This is a genomic window from Neisseria sp. P0020.S005 (assembly GCF_051957055.1).
Classification (GTDB): Bacteria; Pseudomonadota; Gammaproteobacteria; order Burkholderiales; family Neisseriaceae; genus Neisseria; species Neisseria subflava_A.
The window spans coordinates 48,599-71,273 of the sequence record NZ_JBQCWV010000005.1; the positions used below are offsets into that span (position 1 = coordinate 48,599).

Sequence of the window (22,675 nt, forward strand, 5' to 3'; positions counted from 1 at the left end):
GGCCTGACTGATAAACATCCTCAAACCGTTTACGCAAACCAACCGCGTATCCGTTCCAAACCACCAAAGCGCACACACGCATCTGCATTCGCTTCAGTTTTCGGTTTCGCCCGATAAGCAATGCCGAATCCCGCCTCCCGTATCATCGGAATATCGTTCGCACCATCACCCATCGCCACTACCTGCCACGGAGCCAAACCCAGAAGCTCACGGTATTCACGCAGCAAATCCGTCTTAGCCTGCGCATCGATAATCCGCCCTTTCAGACGGCCTGTCAGCTTGCCGTTTTCCACTTCCAACACATTCGCAAAATGGAAATCCAAGCCTAAACGCTGTTGCAGGCGTTCCGTAAAGAACGTAAACCCGCCCGACACCAGCATAAACTTCACATCATTCCGTTTGCACTCTTCCAACAAAAATTCCGCGCCCGGCGAGAGCTGCAACACATTCTCGTACACCTCTTCCAACACGCGCTCGTCCAAACCGGACAGCAAAGCCACACGCTTACGCAAAGACTGCTCAAAATCCAGCTCGCCGCGCATCGACTGCTCCGTAATCTTGGCCACCTCATCCTTCAGCCCGACACCGGCCGCAATCTCATCCACACACTCAATCGTAATCAGCGTCGAATCCATATCACTGACAATCAGTCCCAAATCAGCAAAAGCCACATCCGGCAACACCGCGCCATCTATCTGCTGCGCAATCAACGCCGCACGCATCTCGTCCGTCAATTCAAAATCATCATCAACCGGCACACGCAACACCGACTTTTCTGATAACGCAGACACCAAACTGCCAAATGCCGACCAGTCGCAAGCGCCCAAATTCCCATGTTGCAACACCAAAACTTTCTTCATCTCATTCTCCTCATACCCCAAAACCTTTGCAAACATATCGGGTACACATTCAGCCTAAAACCCCGAAACCGTATTTTTGCGAAGGCCTTAAAAAACCAAAACAGCATTATAGCCGAACAACCCCGAAAATTTTCAGACGGCCTGTCGCTTGATTCCCTTAGCTAGTTTAATTTCAAAAACACCTTCAAAAACCATAAAAACAACATAAATCCGCTAAAAACCCTCAAAATCTTGTTCTTAAATTACAAAACAACAAAATTATCGTAAAATATAATTATTATTATTTTAATTATAGAAAGACGTTCATGAACGCCCCAACCCTTAAAACATTAGCACTCATTATTGCCACTCTGCCTTATGCAGCCTTAGCAGAAAACACGGCAACACCCCGGCCCGAACAAACTGCCGAGCTGCAAACCGTCAACGTAACCGGCAAAAACCGTTCCACCCGCACCGAAAACCGCGACTCCTACACAACTTCAGCCATGCGTACCACCACCGGGCTTGCCTTGTCTCCGAAAGAAACGCCGCAGTCGGTAAGCGTGATTACCAAGACACAAATCAATGAGCAGGGGATTACCAACTTGGTTGATGCCCTAAAAACCACCACCGGCGTAAACGTCATCCGTGATGCCGGCATTCCGCGCTTCCAATCGCGCGGGTTCTATATCGACCAAATCGAAGAGGACGGAATCTCATCTACCGTCCCCGGCGCCATCAACAATCCGATGTATGACGCGCAAAGCATGAACGACATCGCCGTTTACGACCATATCGAAGTCGTGCGCGGTGCGACCGGGCTGACGCAGGCAAACGGCGAGCCGGGCGGTACGTTGAACGCCGTACGCAAACGCCCCACCGGCGAACGCATTATTCAGAGTGAAGCCCAAATCGACCGCTTCGGTAAAGTCCGCACCACGGGGGACTTTTCAGGTCGTCTGAACGATGAAAGCACTTTGCGCGGCCGCGCTGTCGTCGCATTGGAACGCGACAAAAATTTCAAAGACCGCGTCAAAGGCGGCAATGCCACGCTTTACGGCGTGATGGACGCATCTGTCGGCGACAACACCAAAATCACTTGGGGCAGCCTCTATCAACGCAAACACACCAAGCCCGACGACTGGGGCGTGGCATTGAACCTGCCGCGCGATACCTATCTGGGCTACAACTGGAACAAAGGCATTTACGACAAGGCGAACGCATTCGCTGAAGTAGAACACTATTTCAACGACAACTGGCGTTATACCAGCAAGCTGGATTACAACTACAACGAAAATACCAAGAAAAACAGCGGCATTTACAATACGTCCACGTCCTACGCAGGCTACATGCCCGGCAGCACATTGGCTTCGGGCTGGTTGAGCCGTTACGACAATGACGAAAAACAACTGACCTTCAAAAATAATTTGAACGGCAAATTTGAAATTGCGGGCGTGCCGCAGGAAATCTTTACCGAATACACTTACACGCACACAAAAAACAACGGCCGCCGCCGCCAATACAACCCTCGCGTTTCCTTTGACCCCATGACCTTTACCGGCAACGAAATCTCCGAACCCGCCGACTGGTACGCCACTCCTTATCAGATGTATTGGGAAACCCATTCCAAACGCACCACCCACGCGCTGCTTTTGGGCTTCCGTTTCAATATGTTGAAAGAAAAACTGCACATCATGGCAGGGACGCGTTGGAACCACATCAAATCGAAATACATAACCGACTATTTCTACACAGGCGGCAGCATAGACAACGATCCCGATTCGGTTACCGACCGCAAAACCGTCCGTTTCAATCCTTATTTCACCGTTACCTACGATTTGACGCCGAACCAAAGCCTGTATGCCAGCTACACATCCATCTTCAAACCGAACAGCAATCAGCGCAAAGACAAATCCTATCTTGACCCTGTTACCGGCGCGAACTACGAAATCGGCTGGAAGGGGGAATGGTTCGACCGCAAGCTGAATACCTCGCTTGCCCTGTTTGACATCGAACAGAAAAACCGCGCGGTGCAGGTTTGGGATACGGCAGACCAAAAATGGTATTGGGAACCCGTCGGCAAAGTCCGTAGCCGCGGCATCGAAGCCGAAATATCCGGCAACCTGAGCGAAGATTGGAAATTGTTTGCAGGTTATACGTTCAACCGGTCCAAATATCTTGAAGCGGAAAGCAAAGGCACCGTCCCCGCAGGCACCAATTTCAGCCTGCACACGCCCAAACACATGCTGCGCCTCCACACCAGCTACAACCTGCCTTTTAACGGCAAAAAATGGACCATCGGCGGCGGCGTAACCGCACAAAGCAAAACCGCCAGCCTCTACGGCGTGAAGCGCGGCGGTCATGCGGTATTCAGTGCCAACATTGATTATCAGGCATCGAAAAACCTGAAACTTGCACTGATTTCGACCAACCTGTTCAACCGTTACTACTACGAGAACAACAAAGTCAGCAGCAAAGGCGCGAACAACTACTATGGCCAACCGCGCAACGTCATGTTCAAAGTCGATTACAAGTTCTAATCCCACTTGATTCAAAGGCCGTCTGAAACCGATTCTTTCCGTTTTCAGACGGCCTTTTCCAATCAAACTCTTTTAACCTTGATATAAAGCAAACAGTCTAAAAAATTTTCTCAACCGAAAAAAATTCCTGTTGATTTTTTTCACCGTTTCGATATAGTTATTTATGGCTAGTTTGATACTACCCTTTGTATCTAGCTTTCATTGCATTACCACCTCCATTCGTTGCCAACGGCTCCCTTTCCGGCGGCAACCTTTTTTTGACCCGATGGTTTGGAAAAATCGAAATTGAATCAAATAAAATGATTCGGAGATTTAAATTTAATTTTTAAAGCAAAACGGATTATAAAAAATAACTGCTCAATTTAAACAGATATTGCCGCCAATATTTAAAAACAAACAGATCTTTCTTTATCAAGGACCTCATCAAATGCATCATTCTGAGAAACTATTCAAACTGAGCACACTTGCTCTCTGCCTTGCCGCATTGCCCCAAGCCGCACAAGCTGCCGAAGAGGTACACCAGGCTGAAGTGGAACAAGTTACCGTAGTGGGTAAAAACAAAAGCCTGCGCACTGAAAGTCAAAACAGCTACACAGTATCCGCCCTGCGCTCAACCACAGGGCTGGTTCTCTCTCCGCGGGAAATTCCCCAATCCGTCAGTATCATTACTAAAAAACAAATTGAAGACCAAGGCATCACCGACTTAGAAGGTGCGTTGCAAAACGCTACGGGCATCAATGTTTTCAAAAGCGGCGGACGCACGCATTTCATGTCGCGCGGCTATTTTATCGAACAGTTTGAAGAAGACGGCATTGCCACGCAACTCGGCTCACCCGGCGGATTCGGCTTAGGCGGCCCGGCCGGCGACCCGACCAGTGCAACCGATATGGCAATGTACGACCACATTGAAGTGGTGCGCGGTGCGGCAGGTTTGACACAGGCAAACAACGAACCCGGCGGCACGGTAAACGCCGTCCGCAAAAAGCCGACTGCAAAACGCCAGCTTTCCGCCGATTTGACGGCAAACTCATGGGGCAAAGTAAACAGCGTCTTTGATGCATCCGGCACCTTAAGCCAAGAACACGGCCTGCGCGGACGCTTTGTCGGCTCGGTTGGCAGTAACAAAACTTTTAAAGACCAATTCGGCGGCCGCGACATCCTGCTTTACGGCGTGATGGACAAAGACATCGGCGACAACAGCAAACTTACCTGGGGTGCAAGCTATCTCAACCAAACCGAAACACCCGATCCTGACGGCCTGCCTATGCGTGCAGACGGCAAAGAGTGGAAACGCAGCCGCTATCTTGGTGCGGATTGGAACGAAGCCCGCCTGAAAAAATACAATCTCTTTGCCGAGTTTGAACATTATTTCAACGACAACTGGAAACTGAGCAGCAAGTTGGACTGGCGCAAGAACACCAGTTCAAAAGAATATTACACGCTGGGCGGCACGGGTAACGGCATCAGCACAGACGGCCTGGGAACCACATACAGCTTCGACCGTTACGATGCAGGCAACCGCCAGTTCACTTTCCAAAACAACCTGACCGGCCGCATCTTCGCTTTCGGCCAAAATCACGACCTCTTCTTCATGCATAGCTATTCCAAAGAGAACGTGAATTCAAGCAACCGCTGGCTCAACGACAGCAGCAACTATGACGCAGATGCCTTTAACGGCAGCGAGAAAGCCAAACCCGATTGGGATTCTGCCACAGCCAAAGCCCGTGGCGGCGACGGCCGTTATACTACCCATGCCTTTGGTTTGGGCGCGCGCATCAATCCTACCAAAAAACTGCACATCATCGCAGGCGGACGCTATACCAGCTGGAAACGCGACTACTATTGGGATCGCGACCTCAAAGACGGGGCAGCAGGTTCCTCAGACTCGCTCAAACGCAACCGCTTCGTTCCTTATGCCGGCATCACTTACGATATCACGCCTAAACAAAGTATTTACGCCGCCTATACGTCCATCTTCAAACAAACGATGAACCGCGACTACAACGACAACCTGCTGCCGCCGATTATGGGACGCAACTACGAACTCGGCTGGAAAGGCGAATGGAACGAAGGTCGTCTGAATACTTCCGTCGCCCTCTACCGCACCGACAAAGACAACAACAACCAACGTGTCAATGCCAAACCGCACTCCTACTGGGAACCGCTCAACCAAAGCAGCCGCGGCCTGGACGCCGAAATTTCCGGCAGCCTGACCGACCGTTGGCAAGTTTACGCAGGCTACACCTTCAACCGCAGCACCAACCGCAGCAGCGTTACCGGCAATGTTGAATCGCGCCAAAAAGGCTACAACTTCAGCAGCCATACGCCGAAGCATATGTTCCGCCTCTACACTAGCTATGTCCTGCCGGTGGATGACGGCAAATGGACAGTCGGTCTTGGCTTGAAGAGCAGCAGCAAAACCGCCAATTCCTACGGCTCCATCAAGCAAGGCGGCTACACTATTTGGAATACAAACGTCCAATACCGTCCGAGCAAAAACCTGCAACTGGGACTGGCAATCAACAACCTGACCGACAAACGCTACTACGAAAACCAATACAGCCGTGCCGCCAACAGCGGCAACTTCTACGGCGAACCGCGCAATGCCGTGTTCAGCCTGAAGTGGAAGATGTAAATAGCGGCAAACCGAAAGTAGATTTTCCTCTACTCTTCAAAAGCATATAAAAACCAATCATTGCTTATAAACAAGGCCGTCTGAAAACCAAATTCTGTTTTCAGACGGCCTATCACGCACATTCACAAGCATTCATTATGAATACGCTCAAAAAATTCTTTTACCTTGCCCGCCCTTTTTGGTCGGGGGCACACAGTCGCCTCCAATGGCTGATGCTCGCCGTTTTAATAGGGTTTACCCTATTCTCCATCACCATCAGCGTTTGGATTGCCGCATGGGACAAACGCTTCTACGACGCGCTGGCCGCGTTTGACGGCGCATCCATGCCTTCACTCATTGTCGAATACCTCGGCTATATGGCGATGGTTATCGGCTGTATCGTTTGCGCCGACTGGCTGCAAAAACGCCTCATCTTCCGTTGGCGCACCCATCTGACCGAGCAATTTCAAAAAAACTGGCTCGAAGGCCACAAACACTACCATCTGCGCCTGACAGGCGAACCGGACAACCCCGACCAACGTATCGCCGAAGACATCTACCTGCTTGCCGACAAAAGCATCGGCCTCTTTCGCTCCTTCATCAATAATATTGCCAAATTCAGCGCGTTTGTCGTCGTACTGTGGACGCTCTCCGGCGTACAGACTTTCAACATCGGCGGATACAGCATTACCGTTTACGGCTATCTTGTCTGGGTTGCCCTGATTTATTCCATCTTCAGCACCATCATCGCCCATCTTGTTGGCCGCAAACTAAAAAACCTCAACATCGACCGCCAGCACCGCGAAGCCGACTACCGCGCAGCCCTTTTACGCGTACGCGACCATGCCGAACAAATCGCCTTCTACAACGGCGGCGAAGCCGAAACAGGCCGTCTGAAACAACGTTACCTCCGCATCCGCGACAACTGGCGACGGCTGACCAACTGCGAATTCCGCCAAGAAACCTTTTGGGCGACCTATGTCCGCATCAGCATCTTCATCCCCATCCTCGCCACACTGCCCATGTACCTCGCCAAAACCATGACCTTCGGCGACATAATGCAGACGCGCACATCGTTTGCCCGCGTTCAAGACAGTTTTGGCTGGTTTACTGACGCATACCGCCGCCTGATTGAATGGGCGGCAGTCATCGAACGGCTTTCCGGTTTTCAGACGGCCTTAGAACAAGCAGAACACAAAAGCACCGTCCTTCAGCCACACCAAGCAGATTTGCCGCATCATCGCGGCAAGGCAGTCCTGCACAACCTTACCGTCCACACCCAAACCGGCACCCCCATGCTCTCCGGCATCAACCTCGAAGCTCATGCCCCTGAATGGCTATTGCTCGAGGGCAAAAGCGGCATCGGCAAATCTACGCTGTTGCGCGTGCTGGCCGGTTTATGGCCGTATTATCACGGCAGTTTTTCCCTCGAAGGCAACCGCCTGTTTTTCCCGCAACACCCTTACCTGCCTGCGGACACATTGCGTCAAACAGTCAGCTATCCCTATACTGCCTGCCAAGACGACCATTTGATTCAAACCGTTTTGAAACAAGTTGGCTTAAGCAATCCCGCGGGGAGACTGCACACGTTGATGAACGATTTGGACACTTCATACGAATGGCACGGCATCCTCTCCGGCGGCGAACAGCAACGCCTCAGCCTTGCACGCGCACTGTTGCACAAACCGCAAATCCTGTTCCTAGATGAAGCCACCAACCAGCTTGATGACGAATCTGCCCTGATGTTGATGCAGACCCTCAAGCAACATTTGCCCGATACTTTGGTCATCGGCATCAGCCACCAACCCAAGATTCAAGCCCTGTTTGATAGTTCCCTGAATTTGAATGAAAAAATTATTTAAATGTTAAAATGTGCAAAGCACTTGCTTTCAACTCTAACAAGGGATATAGTGCCAAGTAACTAGTTCTTATTGATGAGAGCTACTCCTTGGATACTTGCCTCCGGTCCTCCAACCCGGGGGCATTTTTTTACATTTTTATTGTGTATTCGTATGGATAGGATAAAGACGAAACACCCACCACAAATCAACAGACAAATCGAACCGCAAACTGCGTTTTCCAAACGCTCAGGCCGTCTGAAACCCGCTATCGAATATTATTCATGCCATATTTCAGACGGCCTGTTTAACCCTCTATTGCAAAGCTTGGCACAAGCACCGCTGACCGACGGCAATTAATTACTATATAATCAAACGCATTGTTACCCCTACAAAGGAGCCACACCATGACCACAAAAATTAAAATTGGTATCGTCGGTGCAACCGGTTACACAGGCGTTGAATTGTTGCGCCTGCTCAGCAGCCACCCCAACGCAGAAGTCACTGCCGTCACCAGCCGAAGCGAAGCCGGTATTGCGGTTGCCGACTACTTCCCCAGCCTGCGCGGCATTTACGACCTTGCATTCCAAACGCCCGAAGATGCCGGACTTGACCATTGCGACCTCGTGTTCTTTGCCACGCCCAACGGCGTGGCCATGAAAGAAGCACCGTCCCTTATCGAAAAAGGCGTACTCGTGATTGACCTGTCTGCCGACTTCCGCATCCGCGACATCCCCACATGGGAACAATGGTACAAAATGACCCATGCCGCGCCGCAACTCGTTTCCCAAGCAGTGTACGGTTTGTGCGAACTTCACAAAGACGACATCGCCAAAGCCATGCTGGTGGCCAATCCGGGTTGCTACCCTACCTGCGTTTCTCTGCCCTTATTGCCACTGCTTCAAGCTGGCCGTCTGAAGGCCAATGCGCCGCTGATTGCCGACTGTAAATCCGGTGTTTCCGGTGCGGGTCGCAAAGCCAGCACCCATGCCCTATTGTGCGAAGCAGGCGACAACTTCAAAGCCTACGGCGTCGGCGGCCACCGCCATCTGCCTGAAATCCGACAAACCCTGTCCGGACTGCAAGACCATGTTTCAGACGGCCTGATTTTCGTACCACACCTTGTTCCGATGATACGCGGCATGCATGCCACCCTGTATCTGCACCTGCAAGAACATACCGATCCTGAAGCCTTACTGCGCGAATACTACCGCAACAGTCCTTTTGTCGATGTCCTGCCTTCAGGTTCGACACCTGAAACCCGCAGCGTGCGCGGTGCCAACCTTTGCCGTATCAGCGTTCAAAGAGCACCCGATCAAGACGATGTGTGGATTGTTCTTTCCGTCATCGACAACTTGGTTAAAGGCGCAGCCGGTCAAGCCGTGCAGAATATGAACATTATGTTCGGCCTGCCCGAAACCACCGGCCTGACTAATGCCCCTTTGATGCCTTAAGTCATCTTTATTGCAGGTACAAAGTCATCACAAACATAAGGCCGTCTGAAACAATGGTTTTCAGACGGCCTTTATTAATTCATACGCAAACATCACTCATACACCACGCCGGCAAGCATTTCTTCTTCATTCAAGTTGCCGTACTGTTGCTCCCAATCGTGGGTAGCCTCCACCATATCGCATTCTTTGGCAAAAGCCAGCAGCCTGCCGTCCATCTGATCCAAACTCAAGCTGCCAAAGCGTTCGCATTCCGAAGCCGTCAAATTACCGTCCGCTTCATGTGCTTCCGAAGATCCGAAAGGCAGGGCAAAAAAACCCAGTACCAACGCCAGTAGCACCCAAAAAATATTTTTACGCGAACGAGTCATTTCACACCTCTCATCATAATCATATAGCAGGTTTAAATCAGAAAAACTAAACTAAATAAAATTAAACTAAGAAAAATCGAATAGAAAATTAGAAATATCGATTTATCTAAGACAAAACGAATAATACTAAGGAAAAATAAAATATGCAATACTTTTTCTTAGATTGAGTAATTTTTTTCTTACAATTTTATAAAAACTAAGGTAAAATACACTCAAATCGCCCAAACCATATAAAAAACATACCTCCATAAAGGCATAAACATGGATACCTTTAAAGACCGCCTGGCTTTCTTATGGAAAGATGAAGCCCGCCAAGCCAAAATCGCCGCCGACATTGATATGACCATCGCCGGATTCAGCCGTATCTGGAACGAAGGCGGCCTGCCAAAATCGGAAACGCTAAAAAAAATCAAACAACTTAAAGGCTGCAGCATAGACTGGCTTTTGACAGGCGAAGGTTCCCCCTTCCCCGATTCCGAAGCCCCAAAAGCCACGGCAACCGACACACTGGGCAACCCTGTCGATATAGACGAATTTGTCTTTGTGCCGCGTTACGACATCCAGGCCGCGGCCGGACACGGCCAGCTCGTCGGCAACGAACAGCCAATGTTCGCCATGGCGTTCCGACGCTATTGGATTGAAAATTATGTGACGCGCGACATCAAAAACCTTTCCGTTATCTCAGTCAAAGGCGACTCGATGGAAGGCGTGCTGAATGATGGCGACACCATCCTCATCAATCACGGACAAACCACGCCGCGCGACGGCCTCTATGTTTTACGCCTTAACGAAAACCTTTTGGTCAAACGCCTGCAACTGATACCCGGCGGCATCGTCAACGTCATTTCCGCCAACGAAGCCTACCCTACTTTTGAAATCGACTTGAAAAACCCGACCGACGACGTTGCCATCATCGGCCGTGTAGAATGGTTTGGCAGAAGCATCTAAATCTGACATACTGGTGCTTGAAATTTCTGCCATGCCCTCCATGTAAGCTGGCAGACCCTGTCTGCACAAACTTGCCTTGACTAACGGTTTGCGCGACAATAGTAAAAATATTCATATAAAAGGAATCACATCATGTCAGACGAAAGCCCTATTATCTTTACTGACAGCTGCTGCACCAAAGTTGCCGACCTGATTGCCGAAGAGAACAATCCCGATTTGAAATTGCGCGTATTCGTCAACGGCGGCGGTTGCTCCGGCTTCCAATACGGTTTTACCTTTGACGAAATCAAAAATGACGACGATTTTGAAATCCAGAAAAACGGCCTGACGTTCTTGGTTGACCCGATGAGCTACCAATATTTGGTTGGTGCGGAAATCGACTACACCGAAAGCCTGCAAGGTTCTCAATTCGTCATCCGCAATCCGAATGCAGAGACAACTTGCGGTTGCGGTTCGTCCTTCTCCGTATAAACAATCCGTTTTTGCCACAAAAACAGGCCGTCTGTATCTTCAGACGGCCTTTTGTGTGAATTTATTTTAAACAATTTTAGATTTACTTTATAATAATAATATCGGGCGTGAATATTTACTCTACAATAGACATAACATTGGACATGTATGTTTCCATATAAATAAAAAATTATTGTCCAGCCGATTAACGACACAAAGGCAAACCGTACCTGGTCTGCCTGAGACTGCAGCCTCTGTTTTGGCTCGTATCATAAGCCAAAACAGCTCAAACACAATAACAAAACCTTAGGCTAAACCCATTTGGTTGACGCAGTCGAAATACTCATGGGATATCAATGAGCAAACAAGAAAAATTTTTCGACGTATACGTTTCCTATCCGCCGAACACGGATAGGGAGCTCATCCACGCCTGCCTGTATGAGAACCTGCCCGAAAACGAAGTCGAGAGCCTGATTCAAGCCTTGGCTGAGCGTCCACAAGCGATTGTGGCCGAAAAATGTACCCAAGATGAGCGCGAAAATGCGCAGCATTACTTCAGCTATTTGGGTTTGGACGTGATCGTCCGTCAGTCTATGGAATTGGAAGCAGTTGAAGAAGAAACTATGTCGGCAGCCAATACTCCCGACCCTATCCAATGCCCCGTCTGCATGACGATTATTGACGAACTAGATGCACAGGAATGTAAAACCTGCCACTTTGATTTGACAGAAAAAAATGAGCTGGCCATCCAGCGTAAGCGCATTGAATGGCAGGAAAAAATCTCTTTCGAGCATAAAAAACAAACCGAAATTGCCCACAAGCTCAAATACGAGCGCGAGCAGGAAGAGAAAAAGCTGCGCAAGAAAATCCGTGCCGAGTTGGAATCCCAACTACGCGAAGAGTTAGACCAAAATCCTGAGCTGGCAGCACTTGCAGCGAGGAAGAAAACACAGTTCCTGCTTACAATGGCTATCGTATTCGCCGTTTTGAGCCTGCTTGCACTCGGCTATATAGCTGCAAAATTCTTCTAAACCGATTCAAAAACTTAAGGCCGTCTGAAAACAGATTTTCAGACGGCCTTTTATTTCCTTATTGATTGAACCATTTCAATCAAGCCTCTTGCACATCAACGTCCACCGACCATCGGATTTTACCGTCGCGGTTTTGCTGCAACACCTGCACCCACAAACTCACGGCACGGTGCAAATCTTGTCGGGATGTCGATTCGAGGAAAACTTGCGCACGTTCGCGTTCGGCAAGGCGCACCATCAGCATGGGGGCTGCACCAAACTGGGAGACACTTTCGGGCAAAAGCGGAGCGAGGGTTTCTTTGGCGGCGTTGAGAAATTCCATCGCATCGGCAACGCGCGGCGCGTCGGCTCGGACGGCCGTCTGAAAACCGAAAGGTGGCATGGCGAACATTTGCCGCTCGTTCAATTCGTTTTCGGCAAACACGGCGTAGTCCTGCGCTTTGACGGCGGCGAAGACGGGATGTTCGGGCAGTTGGGTCTGTATCAACACCTTGCCGGGTTTGTCGGCTCGCCCCGCCCTGCCGGACACTTGCATCAGCTCGGCGAACAGCCTTTCCGGCGCACGAAAGTCCGCGCTGTACAGGCTGCCGTCGGCGTTCAACACGATCACGAGGTTGAGCCGCGCAAAATCATGGCCTTTGGCGAGCATCTGCGTGCCGACCAGAATGTCGATTTCGTTGTCGGCGATGCGGCGATACAAATCCGCCCAGTCATTTTTGTGCGCGGTGCTGTCCCTATCGACGCGGACGACGGCAGCCTTGGGCAGGAAGGCGCGCAGGGTTTCTTCAACGCGCTGCGTGCCATGGCCGACGGCAGTCAGGTCTTGGTTGCCGCAGTCGGGGCATTTGAACGGGATGGGTTCGCGGTGGTCGCAGTGGTGGCAGCGCAGTTGGCGGGCGCGTTGGTGCAGCACCATCTTGGCGGAGCAGTTCGGGCAGCCGAAGGTATGGCCGCAGTCGCCGCAAAATAATACGGGTGCGAAGCCGCGCCGGTTGAGGTACACCAGCGACATGCCGCCCGCTTCAAAATTCTGTTTCAAAAGCTGCAAGGCTTGCGGCGAGAAGCCGTTGTCGAGTTTCAGACGACCTACGTTGAGGATGTCCACTTGCGACAGTTGCGCGGCGGTATGGGCGCGTTCGGTCAGTTGCAGCAGGCGGTACGCGCCGCTTTGTGCTTTGTGCCAGCTCTCCAAGCTGGGCGTGGCGCTGCCCAACACAACGGGGCAGCCGCTCTGCTTCGCCCGCCACACCGCCAAATCGCGGGCGTGGTAGCGCAATTCGTTGTCTTGCTTGAAAGAGCCGTCGTGTTCCTCATCGACCACAATCAGCCCAACATCATCCATCGGCGTGAACACCGCCAGCCGCGTGCCAATCACCAGCTTCGCCTGCCCCAACATGGCGCGCAAATAATCCTGCGTGCGCCTGCCTGCCGCCATCTGGCTGTGCAACACGGCAGTCGGCACGTCGGCAAAACAGTTTTCCACCCGTTTCAAAAGCTGCGGCGTAAGATTGATTTCGGGCAACAGAAACAACACCTGCCGCCCCTGCGCCAACACTTTCGCCATCGCATCAAAATACACTTCGGTCTTGCCGCTGCCGGTGATGCCGTACAGCAGAAACGGTTGAAAACTGCCGAAGGCCGTCTGAATTTCATCGGAAGCCTTCTGCTGGTCGGCATTCAACACAAATTCAGAGTGCGAAGCCTGCCCGTGGTACGACCTTAAAACGGGTTTCGCCGCTTCCGTCGTTTCAATCCAACCCTGTTCCGCCCAATCTTCGATTAATTTCGCCGCATGCGCGTTCACCTGCTTCAACGCCGCCATCGTCATCCCGCCCGACAGCAGCGCGTCCCACAAAGCCGCTTTTTTGTTGAACCGCGCCGGCGGCGGCGTTTGCGCCCTGCCCGCTTCGTTCAAAGCATAAAATAGCGGCGGCCGCGGCATTTCCACGGCGCGCGTTTCCTTCAAACCTTGCGGCAATGCGGCAAATACTGCCTGCCCGGTCGGATAGTGGTAATAACGCGACGTAAATGCCAACAAATCACGCCAGCTTTGAGGCAACGGCTTTTCTTCCACAAAGGCCGTCTGAACGCTCAAAATCCGCGCCGTATCCATATCGGGCGCAATATCCGTTTCCCACACAATCCCAACAACGGTTTTATTGCGGAAAGGCACGAGCACCCGCGTTCCCGGAAGAAGCGGCTTAGAATAGGAATAAGTCAAAAGGCCGTCTGAAAGCGGCACGTTTACGGCAATACGGTGGTAGAACATACAAACAAATCAAATTATTTTTTCGTATTTTAACAGCCGAAAGCTATTTTCAGACGATAATTTGAGCCTTAGTACAATGCAGACATGACGGAGGTTTGATACAATGCCTTACTTTCAACACACGCAAGTCTCTCGCATGAAAACCAAGTTAATCAAAATCTTAACACCGTTTGCCGTCCTTCCTTTGTTGGCATGCGGTCAACCTGCCGTATCCAACGCCAACGCGGCGCCTGCTCAGGCTGCCAAAGCGGAAGCGCCTGCCGACAAATCTGTTGCCGCTTCTTTGAAAGCACGTCTGGAAAAAGTCTATGCCGCCCAAGATTTGAAAGTTTTGAGCGTCAGTGAAACACCAATTAAAGGCATTTATGAAGTTGTCGTCAGCGGCAAACAAATCATCTATACCGATGCCAAAGGCGACTATATGCTTGTTGGCGACCTCATCAACGTTAACACGCGCCAAAGCATGACTGAAGAACGCGCCGCCGATTTGAACAAAATCGACTTCGCTTCGCTGCCTTTGGACAAAGCCATCAAAGAAGTTCGCGGCAACGGCAAACTGAAAGTCGCTGTTTTCTCCGATCCGGACTGCCCGTACTGCAAACGCTTAGAGCATGAGTTTGAAAAAATGACCGACATTACGATTTATACCTTCATGATGCCGATTCCAAGCCTGCACCCTGATGCCGCGCGCAAAGCCGAGCTGTTGTGGTGCCAACCTAATCCGACCCAGGCATGGATCGACTGGATGCGTAAAGGCAAACTCCCAAGCGGCAAAGCAAACTGCGAAAACCCTGTTGCAGAAACCACTTCATTGGGCGAACAATTCGGCTTCAACGGTACACCGACCGTGGTCTTCCCTAACGGCCGCAGCCAAAGCGGTTACAGCCCTATGCCTCACCTCAAAGAAATCATCGAGAAAAACCAGTAATACAGGGTTTAATCTCCATAAAGGACGCTTTACGCGTCCTTTTTTCATGTCGCCCACCATCAAATACTTTCAGACGGCCTCGATACTGACAAGTACAAAAAAGGACGTGTCCAACACGTCCTTTTTTCCTTTACCTTACAGGTAGAATTTTTCAATCACTTTCAGGTTTTCATCCAATTTGTACACCAGCGGCTGACCGGTTGGGATTTCCAAGCCCATGATGTCTTCGTCGGAAATGCCTTCGATGTGTTTGGCCAACGCACGCAGGGAGTTGCCGTGTGCCGCCACCAATACACGTTTGCCGCTCAAGATGGCTGGAGCGATTTGGTCTTCCCAGAAAGGCAGGACGCGCTCGAGGGTAACTTTGAGGTTTTCGCCATCAGGTACGACATCGCTAGGCAGGTTGGCGTAGCGGCGGTCGTTGTGGGCGGAGTGAGGGTCTTTAGGATCCAACAGCGGAGGCAGAGTGTCGTAGCTGCGACGCCAGATGTGGACTTGCTCGTCGCCGTATTTTTCTGCGGTTTGTTTTTTATCCATACCTTGCAGCTGGCCGTAGTGGCGCTCGTTCAAACGCCATGATTTGATTTGTGGAACAAACAGTTGGTCGGATTCTTCCAAAACGATGTTACAGGTTTTGATAGCACGGGTCAGAACGGAGGTAAAGGCGATGTCGAACTCGTAGCCCTTCTCTTTCAGCTTTTTACCTGCTGCGGCGGCTTCTGCCAAACCTTGCTCGCTCAGCTTGACATCGCGCCAGCCGGTGAAAAGGTTTTTCGCGTTCCATTCGCTTTGTCCGTGACGGATGAATACTAATTCCATGATAGTTTGCTCCAATGAAGTTTGGGAAAGGGTATTTATATCACACTTTGCCGCCGCGCTGATAAAGCCGGCGGTTTCTTTTGATATGTTGCAAGTTTGCTTCTAGTCTTCAGACGGCCTTGTCGGAAGGTAAACGTCAAAACGCGTGCTTTTGCCTGTGTATTGATAAGCAGGTTTGCGCCCGTCAAGAAATTCGCCCAAGCGCGGGCGTTTGACAACAATGCGCTTTTTGGCTGTATCCAATGCCGCATCCAACAACTCGGCTTCATCTTGTGCCGCGCCGACCAAATCATGAAAGTAAGCCATTTCTTTTTTCACAGCGGCAGTTTTGCGACGTTCCGGATACATCGGGTCGAGGTACACCACATCGGGCCTGCCTTTTTGCGCGGCCAATTCCTTCATTAAATCAACGGCATTGCCGAAATGCAAAGTAATGCGTTGGGCAATCTCCCGTGTCTCTTCACTTTGCCCTGCCCTATTGAGGCCATCTGAAAGTAGACAGGCGACAGCGGGATTTTGTTCAAAAGTGTGTACATTCAAGCCCAACGAGGCAAGCACAAAACTGTCACGCCCCAGTCCGCCGGTAGCATCCCAGACAGTCGGTTGCGCAGTATGGTTGACTGCTTTGGCAATCAACTCGCCTCCGCCTTTAGTACGCCGGTAATGGGCGGCACCGCCATCAAAATCAACGCGAACACGGCCTTTTTCACCGGCGCGGCACAAGCTGATGCCGCTTTCGTCAGCAATAAGGAAACTGCCTTCCTCAGGCTGCCGGTCGATAACGATCAGCCCGAAAGGCGCGGCAAGGCTGCGAAGTTCGGCAGATGCGGTTTCGTCAAAATAAATCTTGTACATGATGCCCATGTTTCAGGCGGCCTTGAAAACTCAGGCCGTCTGAACGTTTTAATTGATGTCCAAGCGTTCCATGCGGTAGCGCATAGAGCGGAAGCTAATGCCCAAAAGTTTGGCGGCTTGGGTACGGTTGTAACGGGTTTGCTGTAAAGCCTGCTCGATGATGCTGCGTTCCACTTGGTCGAGGTAATCCTGTATCTGCATGGTACGCGGATCAAACGGCGGAATGGGGCTGTGATTGAGCGTAGTTTCACGCGTGTCAGGTTCGGCAATATCGTCAAAGGAGAAGCCGCTGCGTTCAGCCTTAACCTGTGGGGCGTTTTGAATCTGCAAGTCGTCCACTTGTATTACTTGGCCGACCGTCAGTGCGACGGCGCGTTCGAGGATATTTTCCAACTCGCGGAAGTTGCCGGGGTAACTGTAATGCAACAGGGCTTCTTGGGCTTTCGGGCTGAGTTTGTAGGTTTGATTGCCGTGACGGTGTTTATACAGCAGATACAGAATCAGCGCGCCCAAGTCTTCGCGCATTTCGCGCAAAGGCGGCATGTGCAGAGTGACAACGTTGAGGCGGTAATACAAGTCCTGACGGAATGCGCCGCTTTCAACCAAAGCTTCGAGGTTTTTGTGGGTCGCACAAATAATGCGCACATCCACAAAGGTTTCCCGCGCATCACCGATACGGCGCACGGCTTTTTCTTGAATGGCGCGCAGGAGTTTGACCTGCATGGCAAGCGGCAAATCGGCAACTTCGTCAAGGAACAAAGTGCCGCCGTCAGCGTGTTGGAAAAAACCTAAACGGTCTTGATCCGCGCCGGTAAAGCTGCCTTTTTTGTAGCCGAAAAATTCGCTTTCCATCAGATTTTCAGGAATGGCACCGCAGTTGACGGCAATAAACGGTTTGTCGGCGCGGTCGGACAGCTCGTGAATCGTGCGCGCCGCCTGCTCTTTACCCGTACCGGATTCGCCAGAGATATAAACGGGAACAAGGCTGTGAGCCAATCTGCGAATCAGGTGGCGCACTTCGACCATTTGCGGCGAAGTACCCAACAGGCGTGGCATATCATCGTCGCCTTTCAGGATAGGCTCTTCTTGCAAAGCAGGATTGATGTTGCCGGTTGAAAACCGCTCTTTTAAGGAATTGAGCCCTTCCGGAACAGTCAAAGGCCGGTTAAATTCACTCTGTACGCTCTTAGGAGGCGTAACGACAGGCTTAGCCGGCTGAGGTTCGGGTTTATACAGGGCGGCAGAAACAGGCGCAGGCTGCGATTTGACTTTTTCAGACGGCGTGGGTTCGGCAGTATTGTCTGAAACCGACACTGCCGATTTAACCAATGAACGCAACTGCGACAGCGTAATCGGTTTTTGCAGATAATCAAACGCCCCTGCTTTCAAGGCTTCAACGGCTTGGTCGGCATTGCCGAAAGCCGTGATCACGGCGACGGGCGTGTCGAGCATCAACTCGTCGATGTATTGGACAACCTCGAGGCCGGAGCCGTCGGGCATACGCATATCGGTCAACACCAGCGAATAATCGTTGTTGTCCAGCTTGTCTTTGGCTTCTTCAACACCAGCCGCAGTATCGACGCGCAGACCCATTTTCATCAGGGTCATTTCCATCAGGTCGCGGATGTCTGCCTCGTCATCGACAACCAAAACCGGCTCTTGCAATTTATTCATCCTGCGCTTGCTCCTTCGGTAAAATCAATTCAAACCCGTTCATTTCAGGGTGATAATGCAGCTGCCCCATATTGGCGTGTGCCAACTCGCGTGCGACGTAAAGCCCCAAGCCGGTGCCTTGTTTTTCGGTGGTGTAAAACGGCTCGAACAGATGATTTCGTACATCGGGCGGCACGCCTTTGCCGTTGTCCGCCACTACGATGGAAATATGCATCCTGCCGCTAGAGCGGATAAGAACGGTAATGGCGTTTTCGTCCTGACGGCTGTGTCGCCAAGCATTGTTACACAAGTTCCACATCACTTGCTGCAAATGCATGGGATCGACCAATACGGTCAGGTTGTTGCCGTCCATATTCATACGCAGACAGCCGATGGCATCGGGATTATTCAAGGTAAATTCCTGCTTGAACTCCAACCAAAATTTCATCAGATTAATCGGCTGGCGGCTGATGTTGTCTCGTTTGTTAAGCAGGGATACGTCTTCCAACATCTTGTCGATGCGTTGGATATTGCTATCGATGATGTTATAGAGCTTGGCCTTGAGCGGATCTGCCTCATCGCCCTCTTGCAACAAATCGCTGGCATGGCGGATGGCAGACATCGGATTGCGGATTTCGTGGGCAAGGTTGGCAGTCAACTGTCCGAGCGAAGTCAGCTTGGTGGACATGGCCTCCGCAGCCACTTCACGCAATGAGCGGACGTACAACATCAGCAGCTCGGTCTGCTCCTGAATCAGCGGAACGGCTCGAACGTGCATGGCGTGTTGGAAAATATGGATATCGGTTTCAAAAGGTTTGTCGGGTTGACGCTGCCAGCGTGCCACCAATTCGCCAAACACGATTTCCTGCTGATCGATAATCAGGCTGGGGAAATAGATTTTTGCCTGCTTGTTAAACAGCCACACGCGTTGGGTCGCATCAATCACCACAACCGCTTCCTGTACGCGGTTCAAAACCAAATGATTCAAGCCGCTGATACGGCGGTAGGCCAGTTGATGACGGCTGGCGGACTCTGTGGCCTGCTCCAGATAACGGGCAGCAAACGATGTCAGCATTGCCACCAGATAGCCTGCGCCGATCAGCATCGAAGAATTCACCATTGATTTTGCGTCCCAATTAAACGAATCGAAACGCATACTGCCGTCTAAAAACAGGTTCAAAATAAACAACATTGCCGTATAACCTGCGTACAGCATGGGGTAATGGCCATAACTGAGCAGACACGACGTGGCGACAAACGGCAAAACCAAAATCCCGAAACCGGAAGCTGTACCGCCGGAGATATACACCAAAACCATCATCATGGTGATGTCGACCACGGCGCTGGCATTGGGCAAATCCAAAGACTGCCACTGCCAGCCCGGACGGAACACGGAAAGCATAATCAGGAAGAAATACAGCGTTACCCAGATATAAAACTCAACGTCCGGCAACGAAACACCAATCAGGTTGCCGCCTGTATAGCTACCGAAAGCGTGCAAAACCAAAAGCGGTAAGACGATGGCTATTCGGGCAATGTTGATTACACCGGGAATCCGCTCCCTCAGATTACCCAGTTCTTGAAGATTGGCTCTGTTCATAAGTGAACCTTTTTTTATTATCATGCAATGTCGTATAAATTTAATTTATTTAGATATATTTGTTCTTGTTTCAGGACAAACTTTTCAGACGGCCTGAGATTTCCAATACCTTGCCTTTTTTACCGCGTTTGCCGTCAATATCGGCAATACGCAGTTTTTCCTGATGTTCTGCACCGCGTCGGCCGACTGATACAACGGTAAATTCAGGAGAAGTCGTCACCATAATGTGTTCCAAAGATGCACCCTCTGCCAACGACATCAGCTGCAAACCGCGGCCTTTAGGCATGACTTTGAGTTCGCCGATGGAAAACGCCAAGAGACGGTGGTCGCTGCTGGCCAGTACGACTTTGCAGTCAGGATTGATCAGCGAAGAAGCATAGACAGCAACCGGAGGCAGGACGGTTTCACCGCTGTCCACGGTCATGACCACTTTACCCGCTTTCACGCGTCCGACCATATCGGCCAACTTGGTGATGAAGCCGTAGCCGCCGCTGCCTGAGAGCAGGTAATGTTGTTCGGGCTGGCCGGTGAGCATGGCGACGGGTTTCGCGCCGTTTTGCAACTCGATTAAGGATGAAACCGGTACGCCGTCGCCGCGTCCTCCGGGAATTTCGGCGGCATCAAGCGTGTAGGTTCTGCCCAGTGAATCGAGGATGACGACGGGTAAAACAGTGCGGCCTTCAAGGGTTTGTTTGAGGCGGTCGCCTTCTTTGAACGCGGTTTGGCTCAAATCAAGGTTGTGTCCGGCACGACTGCGTATCCAGCCTTTTTCCGACAAAATCAGCGTGATCGGCTCATCGGCTGTGGTCTGCGTCAACACGGCGCGTCCGGCTTCTTCCACCAGCGTGCGGCGCGCGTCGCCAAACTGCTTCATGTCCGCCTGCATCTCTTTGATAATCAGCTTGCGTTTTTCGTTTTCGTCGCCCAAAAGAATATTCAGACGACCTTGTTCTTCGCGCAATTCGTTCAATTCTTTTTCGAGTTTGAACCCTTCCAAACGCGCCAACTGACGCAGGCGGATTTCCAAAATGTCTTCGGCTTGGATTTCGGTCAATCCGAACGCCGCCATCAGGTCGGCTTTCGGGTCGTCTGATTCGCGGATGACTTTAATCACTTCGTCAATGTGCAGAAAGACTTTCAGACGGCCTTCAAGGATGTGCAGCCGTTTTTCCACTTGGTTCAAACGGAATTTCAGACGGCGTGTTACGGTCACGACGCGGAAATCCAGCCATTCCTGCAAAATCGTTTTTAGGTTTTTCTGCGCAGGGCGGTTGTCCAGCCCCATCATCACCAAGTTCATGGAGACATTGCCTTCCAGCGAAGTCTGCGCCATCAGCGTGTTGATGAATGTATCGGTATCGATGCGGCTGGATTTTGGTTCAAATACAAGGCGCACAGGATGTTCGCCGTCTGATTCGTCGCGCACGCGGTCGATTAAATCCAGCATCAGCTTTTTGGTGTTGAGCTGGTCTTGGTTGAGCTGCTTCTTGCCTGCTTTCGGTTTCGGGTTGGTTTGTTCTTCGATTTCAGCAAGGATTTTGGCGGAATTGGCGTTCGGTGGCAGTTCGGTCACAATCACGCGCCACTGTCCGCGCGCCAGCTTCTCGATTTCGTAACGTGCACGCACGCGCACGCTGCCCTTGCCGGTTTCGTAAATCCGGTGCAATTCGTCCGCCGGCGTGATGATTTGACCGCCGCCGGCAAAATCGGGCGCAGGGATATACTGCATCAGGTCGGCGGTTTCCAGCGTCGGTTTCTTCAACAACGCAATCGCCGCCTGTGTGACTTCGTTTAAATTGTGCGATGGGATTTCGGTCGCCATACCCACCGCAATGCCCGACGCACCGTTGAGCAACACCATAGGCAGACGGGCGGGCAGGTGTACAGGTTCGTCAAACGCGCCGTCGTAGTTCGGCACAAAATCTACCGTCCCCTGATTGATTTCGGACAACAGCAATTCCGCAATCGGCGTCAGCCGCGCTTCGGTGTAACGCATCGCTGCCGCCCCGTCTCCGTCGCGCGAACCAAAGTTGCCGATGCCGTCGATTAAGGGATAGCGCAAGGTAAAATCCTGCGCCATGCGAACCATCGCTTCATAGGCAGAACTGTCGCCGTGCGGATGGTATTTACCCAAAATCTCGCCGACCACGCGTGCCGATTTCACCGGCTTCGCCCCCGCCGTCAAACCCATATCGCGCATGGCAAACAAAATACGCCGTTGTACAGGCTTTTGGCCGTCTGAAACTTCAGGCAGCGCGCGGCCTTTGACCACGCTCATGGCGTATTCGAGATAGGCGCGTTCGGCGTATTGACCTAACAGCAGGTAGTCTTCACCGACAGGAGATGGACTTGGAGCGGAAATGTGTTCTGTCATCAGAATGGTAAAACGAAATAAATTAAAGAAGGATATTGTAAAGCAAAATCGGTAGTCATAGCCAATTTGAGTGATGAACGGTAGCGCAGCGACAA

General features: G+C 51.3%; 17 protein-coding genes. 9 read left to right on the plus strand and 8 right to left on the minus strand.

All coding sequences use genetic code 11. From position 1 onward, the window contains the following. Nucleotides 1-29: 29 nt before the first annotated feature. Entirely contained in the window at nucleotides 30-860 is an 831-nt protein-coding gene (gene serB, locus ACTHTU_RS05600; protein ID WP_440362012.1) for a phosphoserine phosphatase SerB, read from the minus strand. A gap of 305 nt (nucleotides 861-1,165) precedes the next feature. Here serB and ACTHTU_RS05605 point away from each other — a divergent pair, with 305 nt between their 5' ends. The 5 genes from ACTHTU_RS05605 (at nucleotide 1,166) to argC (ending at nucleotide 9,285) form a co-directional block, all read left to right on the plus strand. Then, entirely contained in the window at nucleotides 1,166-3,379 is a 2,214-nt protein-coding gene (locus ACTHTU_RS05605; RefSeq protein WP_440362013.1) for a TonB-dependent siderophore receptor, read from the plus strand. Nucleotides 3,380-3,806: 427 nt separating this feature from the next. After that, nucleotides 3,807-6,014 carry a TonB-dependent siderophore receptor gene (locus ACTHTU_RS05610; protein WP_440362014.1) on the plus strand — a complete coding sequence of 736 codons (2,208 nt, stop codon included), beginning with the start codon at nucleotides 3,807-3,809 and terminating at the stop codon, nucleotides 6,012-6,014. Between the two features lie 137 nt (nucleotides 6,015-6,151). After that, nucleotides 6,152-7,855: an ABC transporter ATP-binding protein/permease gene (locus ACTHTU_RS05615; RefSeq protein WP_440362015.1), complete on the plus strand. Its 1,704-nt coding sequence runs from the start codon at nucleotides 6,152-6,154 to the stop codon at nucleotides 7,853-7,855. Between the two features lie 150 nt (nucleotides 7,856-8,005). After that, nucleotides 8,006-8,191, plus strand: coding sequence for a hypothetical protein (locus tag ACTHTU_RS05620; RefSeq protein WP_314460278.1), 186 nt, complete (start codon nucleotides 8,006-8,008; stop codon nucleotides 8,189-8,191). Nucleotides 8,192-8,238: 47 nt separating this feature from the next. After that, nucleotides 8,239-9,285: an N-acetyl-gamma-glutamyl-phosphate reductase gene (gene argC / locus ACTHTU_RS05625; RefSeq protein ID WP_440362016.1), complete on the plus strand. Its 1,047-nt coding sequence runs from the start codon at nucleotides 8,239-8,241 to the stop codon at nucleotides 9,283-9,285. Between the two features lie 92 nt (nucleotides 9,286-9,377). On the opposite strand, the gene ACTHTU_RS05630 is transcribed toward argC, so the two are convergent. Beyond that, nucleotides 9,378-9,653, minus strand: a complete 276-nt coding sequence (locus tag ACTHTU_RS05630) for a hypothetical protein (RefSeq protein WP_440362017.1) — start codon at nucleotides 9,651-9,653, stop codon at nucleotides 9,378-9,380. A 261-nt stretch (nucleotides 9,654-9,914) separates the two neighbouring features. Here ACTHTU_RS05630 and ACTHTU_RS05635 point away from each other — a divergent pair, with 261 nt between their 5' ends. The 3 genes from ACTHTU_RS05635 to ACTHTU_RS05645 all read left to right on the plus strand — a co-directional run bounded on the left by ACTHTU_RS05635 (nucleotide 9,915) and on the right by ACTHTU_RS05645 (nucleotide 12,082). Continuing rightward, nucleotides 9,915-10,601, plus strand: a complete 687-nt coding sequence (locus ACTHTU_RS05635; protein ID WP_250579053.1) for a S24 family peptidase — start codon at nucleotides 9,915-9,917, stop codon at nucleotides 10,599-10,601. 132 nt (nucleotides 10,602-10,733) lie between these two features. Next, on the plus strand, nucleotides 10,734-11,072 hold the full coding sequence (erpA, locus tag ACTHTU_RS05640) for an iron-sulfur cluster insertion protein ErpA (RefSeq protein ID WP_003680162.1): 339 nt from the start codon (nucleotides 10,734-10,736) through the stop codon (nucleotides 11,070-11,072). A gap of 335 nt (nucleotides 11,073-11,407) precedes the next feature. After that, nucleotides 11,408-12,082, plus strand: coding sequence for a hypothetical protein (locus ACTHTU_RS05645; RefSeq protein WP_070585107.1), 675 nt, complete (start codon nucleotides 11,408-11,410; stop codon nucleotides 12,080-12,082). A gap of 79 nt (nucleotides 12,083-12,161) precedes the next feature. On the opposite strand, the gene ACTHTU_RS05650 is transcribed toward ACTHTU_RS05645, so the two are convergent. Continuing rightward, nucleotides 12,162-14,351 (minus strand): primosomal protein N', encoded by a 2,190-nt coding sequence (locus ACTHTU_RS05650; RefSeq protein WP_440362018.1) that lies wholly within the window; start codon nucleotides 14,349-14,351, stop codon nucleotides 12,162-12,164. A gap of 136 nt (nucleotides 14,352-14,487) precedes the next feature. Between ACTHTU_RS05650 and ACTHTU_RS05655 the strand changes: the two genes are divergently transcribed. Continuing rightward, the gene (locus ACTHTU_RS05655) at nucleotides 14,488-15,279 is read left to right on the plus strand and encodes a DsbC family protein (protein ID WP_070608512.1); all 792 of its coding nucleotides are present in this window, start codon (nucleotides 14,488-14,490) and stop codon (nucleotides 15,277-15,279) included. 135 nt (nucleotides 15,280-15,414) lie between these two features. On the opposite strand, the gene ACTHTU_RS05660 is transcribed toward ACTHTU_RS05655, so the two are convergent. The 5 genes from ACTHTU_RS05660 to parC form a co-directional block, all read right to left on the minus strand. Continuing rightward, nucleotides 15,415-16,098: a 2,3-diphosphoglycerate-dependent phosphoglycerate mutase gene (locus ACTHTU_RS05660; RefSeq protein ID WP_003679823.1), complete on the minus strand. Its 684-nt coding sequence runs from the start codon at nucleotides 16,096-16,098 to the stop codon at nucleotides 15,415-15,417. Between the two features lie 102 nt (nucleotides 16,099-16,200). Further along, the gene (locus ACTHTU_RS05665) at nucleotides 16,201-16,953 is read right to left on the minus strand and encodes a class I SAM-dependent methyltransferase (protein WP_440362019.1); all 753 of its coding nucleotides are present in this window, start codon (nucleotides 16,951-16,953) and stop codon (nucleotides 16,201-16,203) included. A gap of 48 nt (nucleotides 16,954-17,001) precedes the next feature. Continuing rightward, entirely contained in the window at nucleotides 17,002-18,627 is a 1,626-nt protein-coding gene (locus ACTHTU_RS05670; protein ID WP_440362020.1) for a sigma-54-dependent transcriptional regulator, read from the minus strand. After that, nucleotides 18,620-20,206 carry a two-component system sensor histidine kinase NtrB gene (locus ACTHTU_RS05675; protein ID WP_254324445.1) on the minus strand — a complete coding sequence of 529 codons (1,587 nt, stop codon included), beginning with the start codon at nucleotides 20,204-20,206 and terminating at the stop codon, nucleotides 18,620-18,622. The genes ACTHTU_RS05670 and ACTHTU_RS05675 overlap by 8 nt, the downstream gene beginning before the upstream one ends. A 70-nt stretch (nucleotides 20,207-20,276) precedes the next feature. Beyond that, on the minus strand, nucleotides 20,277-22,580 hold the full coding sequence (gene parC, locus ACTHTU_RS05680) for a DNA topoisomerase IV subunit A (protein WP_440362021.1): 2,304 nt from the start codon (nucleotides 22,578-22,580) through the stop codon (nucleotides 20,277-20,279). Nucleotides 22,581-22,675: the final 95 nt, after the last annotated feature.

What these genes read in the sequence shown, in the direction of transcription:
- serB (WP_440362012.1), bottom strand. Translation starts at nt 860, where the DNA reads ATGAAGAAAGTTTTGGTGTTGCAACATGGGAATTTGGGCGCTTGCGAC.
- ACTHTU_RS05605 (WP_440362013.1), top strand. Translation starts at nt 1,166, where the DNA reads ATGAACGCCCCAACCCTTAAAACATTAGCACTCATTATTGCCACTCTG.
- ACTHTU_RS05610 (WP_440362014.1), top strand. Translation starts at nt 3,807, where the DNA reads ATGCATCATTCTGAGAAACTATTCAAACTGAGCACACTTGCTCTCTGC.
- ACTHTU_RS05615 (WP_440362015.1), top strand. Translation starts at nt 6,152, where the DNA reads ATGAATACGCTCAAAAAATTCTTTTACCTTGCCCGCCCTTTTTGGTCG.
- ACTHTU_RS05620 (WP_314460278.1), top strand. Translation starts at nt 8,006, where the DNA reads ATGGATAGGATAAAGACGAAACACCCACCACAAATCAACAGACAAATC.
- argC (WP_440362016.1), top strand. Translation starts at nt 8,239, where the DNA reads ATGACCACAAAAATTAAAATTGGTATCGTCGGTGCAACCGGTTACACA.
- ACTHTU_RS05630 (WP_440362017.1), bottom strand. Translation starts at nt 9,653, where the DNA reads ATGACTCGTTCGCGTAAAAATATTTTTTGGGTGCTACTGGCGTTGGTA.
- ACTHTU_RS05635 (WP_250579053.1), top strand. Translation starts at nt 9,915, where the DNA reads ATGGATACCTTTAAAGACCGCCTGGCTTTCTTATGGAAAGATGAAGCC.
- erpA (WP_003680162.1), top strand. Translation starts at nt 10,734, where the DNA reads ATGTCAGACGAAAGCCCTATTATCTTTACTGACAGCTGCTGCACCAAA.
- ACTHTU_RS05645 (WP_070585107.1), top strand. Translation starts at nt 11,408, where the DNA reads ATGAGCAAACAAGAAAAATTTTTCGACGTATACGTTTCCTATCCGCCG.
- ACTHTU_RS05650 (WP_440362018.1), bottom strand. Translation starts at nt 14,351, where the DNA reads ATGTTCTACCACCGTATTGCCGTAAACGTGCCGCTTTCAGACGGCCTT.
- ACTHTU_RS05655 (WP_070608512.1), top strand. Translation starts at nt 14,488, where the DNA reads ATGAAAACCAAGTTAATCAAAATCTTAACACCGTTTGCCGTCCTTCCT.
- ACTHTU_RS05660 (WP_003679823.1), bottom strand. Translation starts at nt 16,098, where the DNA reads ATGGAATTAGTATTCATCCGTCACGGACAAAGCGAATGGAACGCGAAA.
- ACTHTU_RS05665 (WP_440362019.1), bottom strand. Translation starts at nt 16,953, where the DNA reads ATGTACAAGATTTATTTTGACGAAACCGCATCTGCCGAACTTCGCAGC.
- ACTHTU_RS05670 (WP_440362020.1), bottom strand. Translation starts at nt 18,627, where the DNA reads ATGAATAAATTGCAAGAGCCGGTTTTGGTTGTCGATGACGAGGCAGAC.
- ACTHTU_RS05675 (WP_254324445.1), bottom strand. Translation starts at nt 20,206, where the DNA reads ATGAACAGAGCCAATCTTCAAGAACTGGGTAATCTGAGGGAGCGGATT.
- parC (WP_440362021.1), bottom strand. Translation starts at nt 22,580, where the DNA reads ATGACAGAACACATTTCCGCTCCAAGTCCATCTCCTGTCGGTGAAGAC.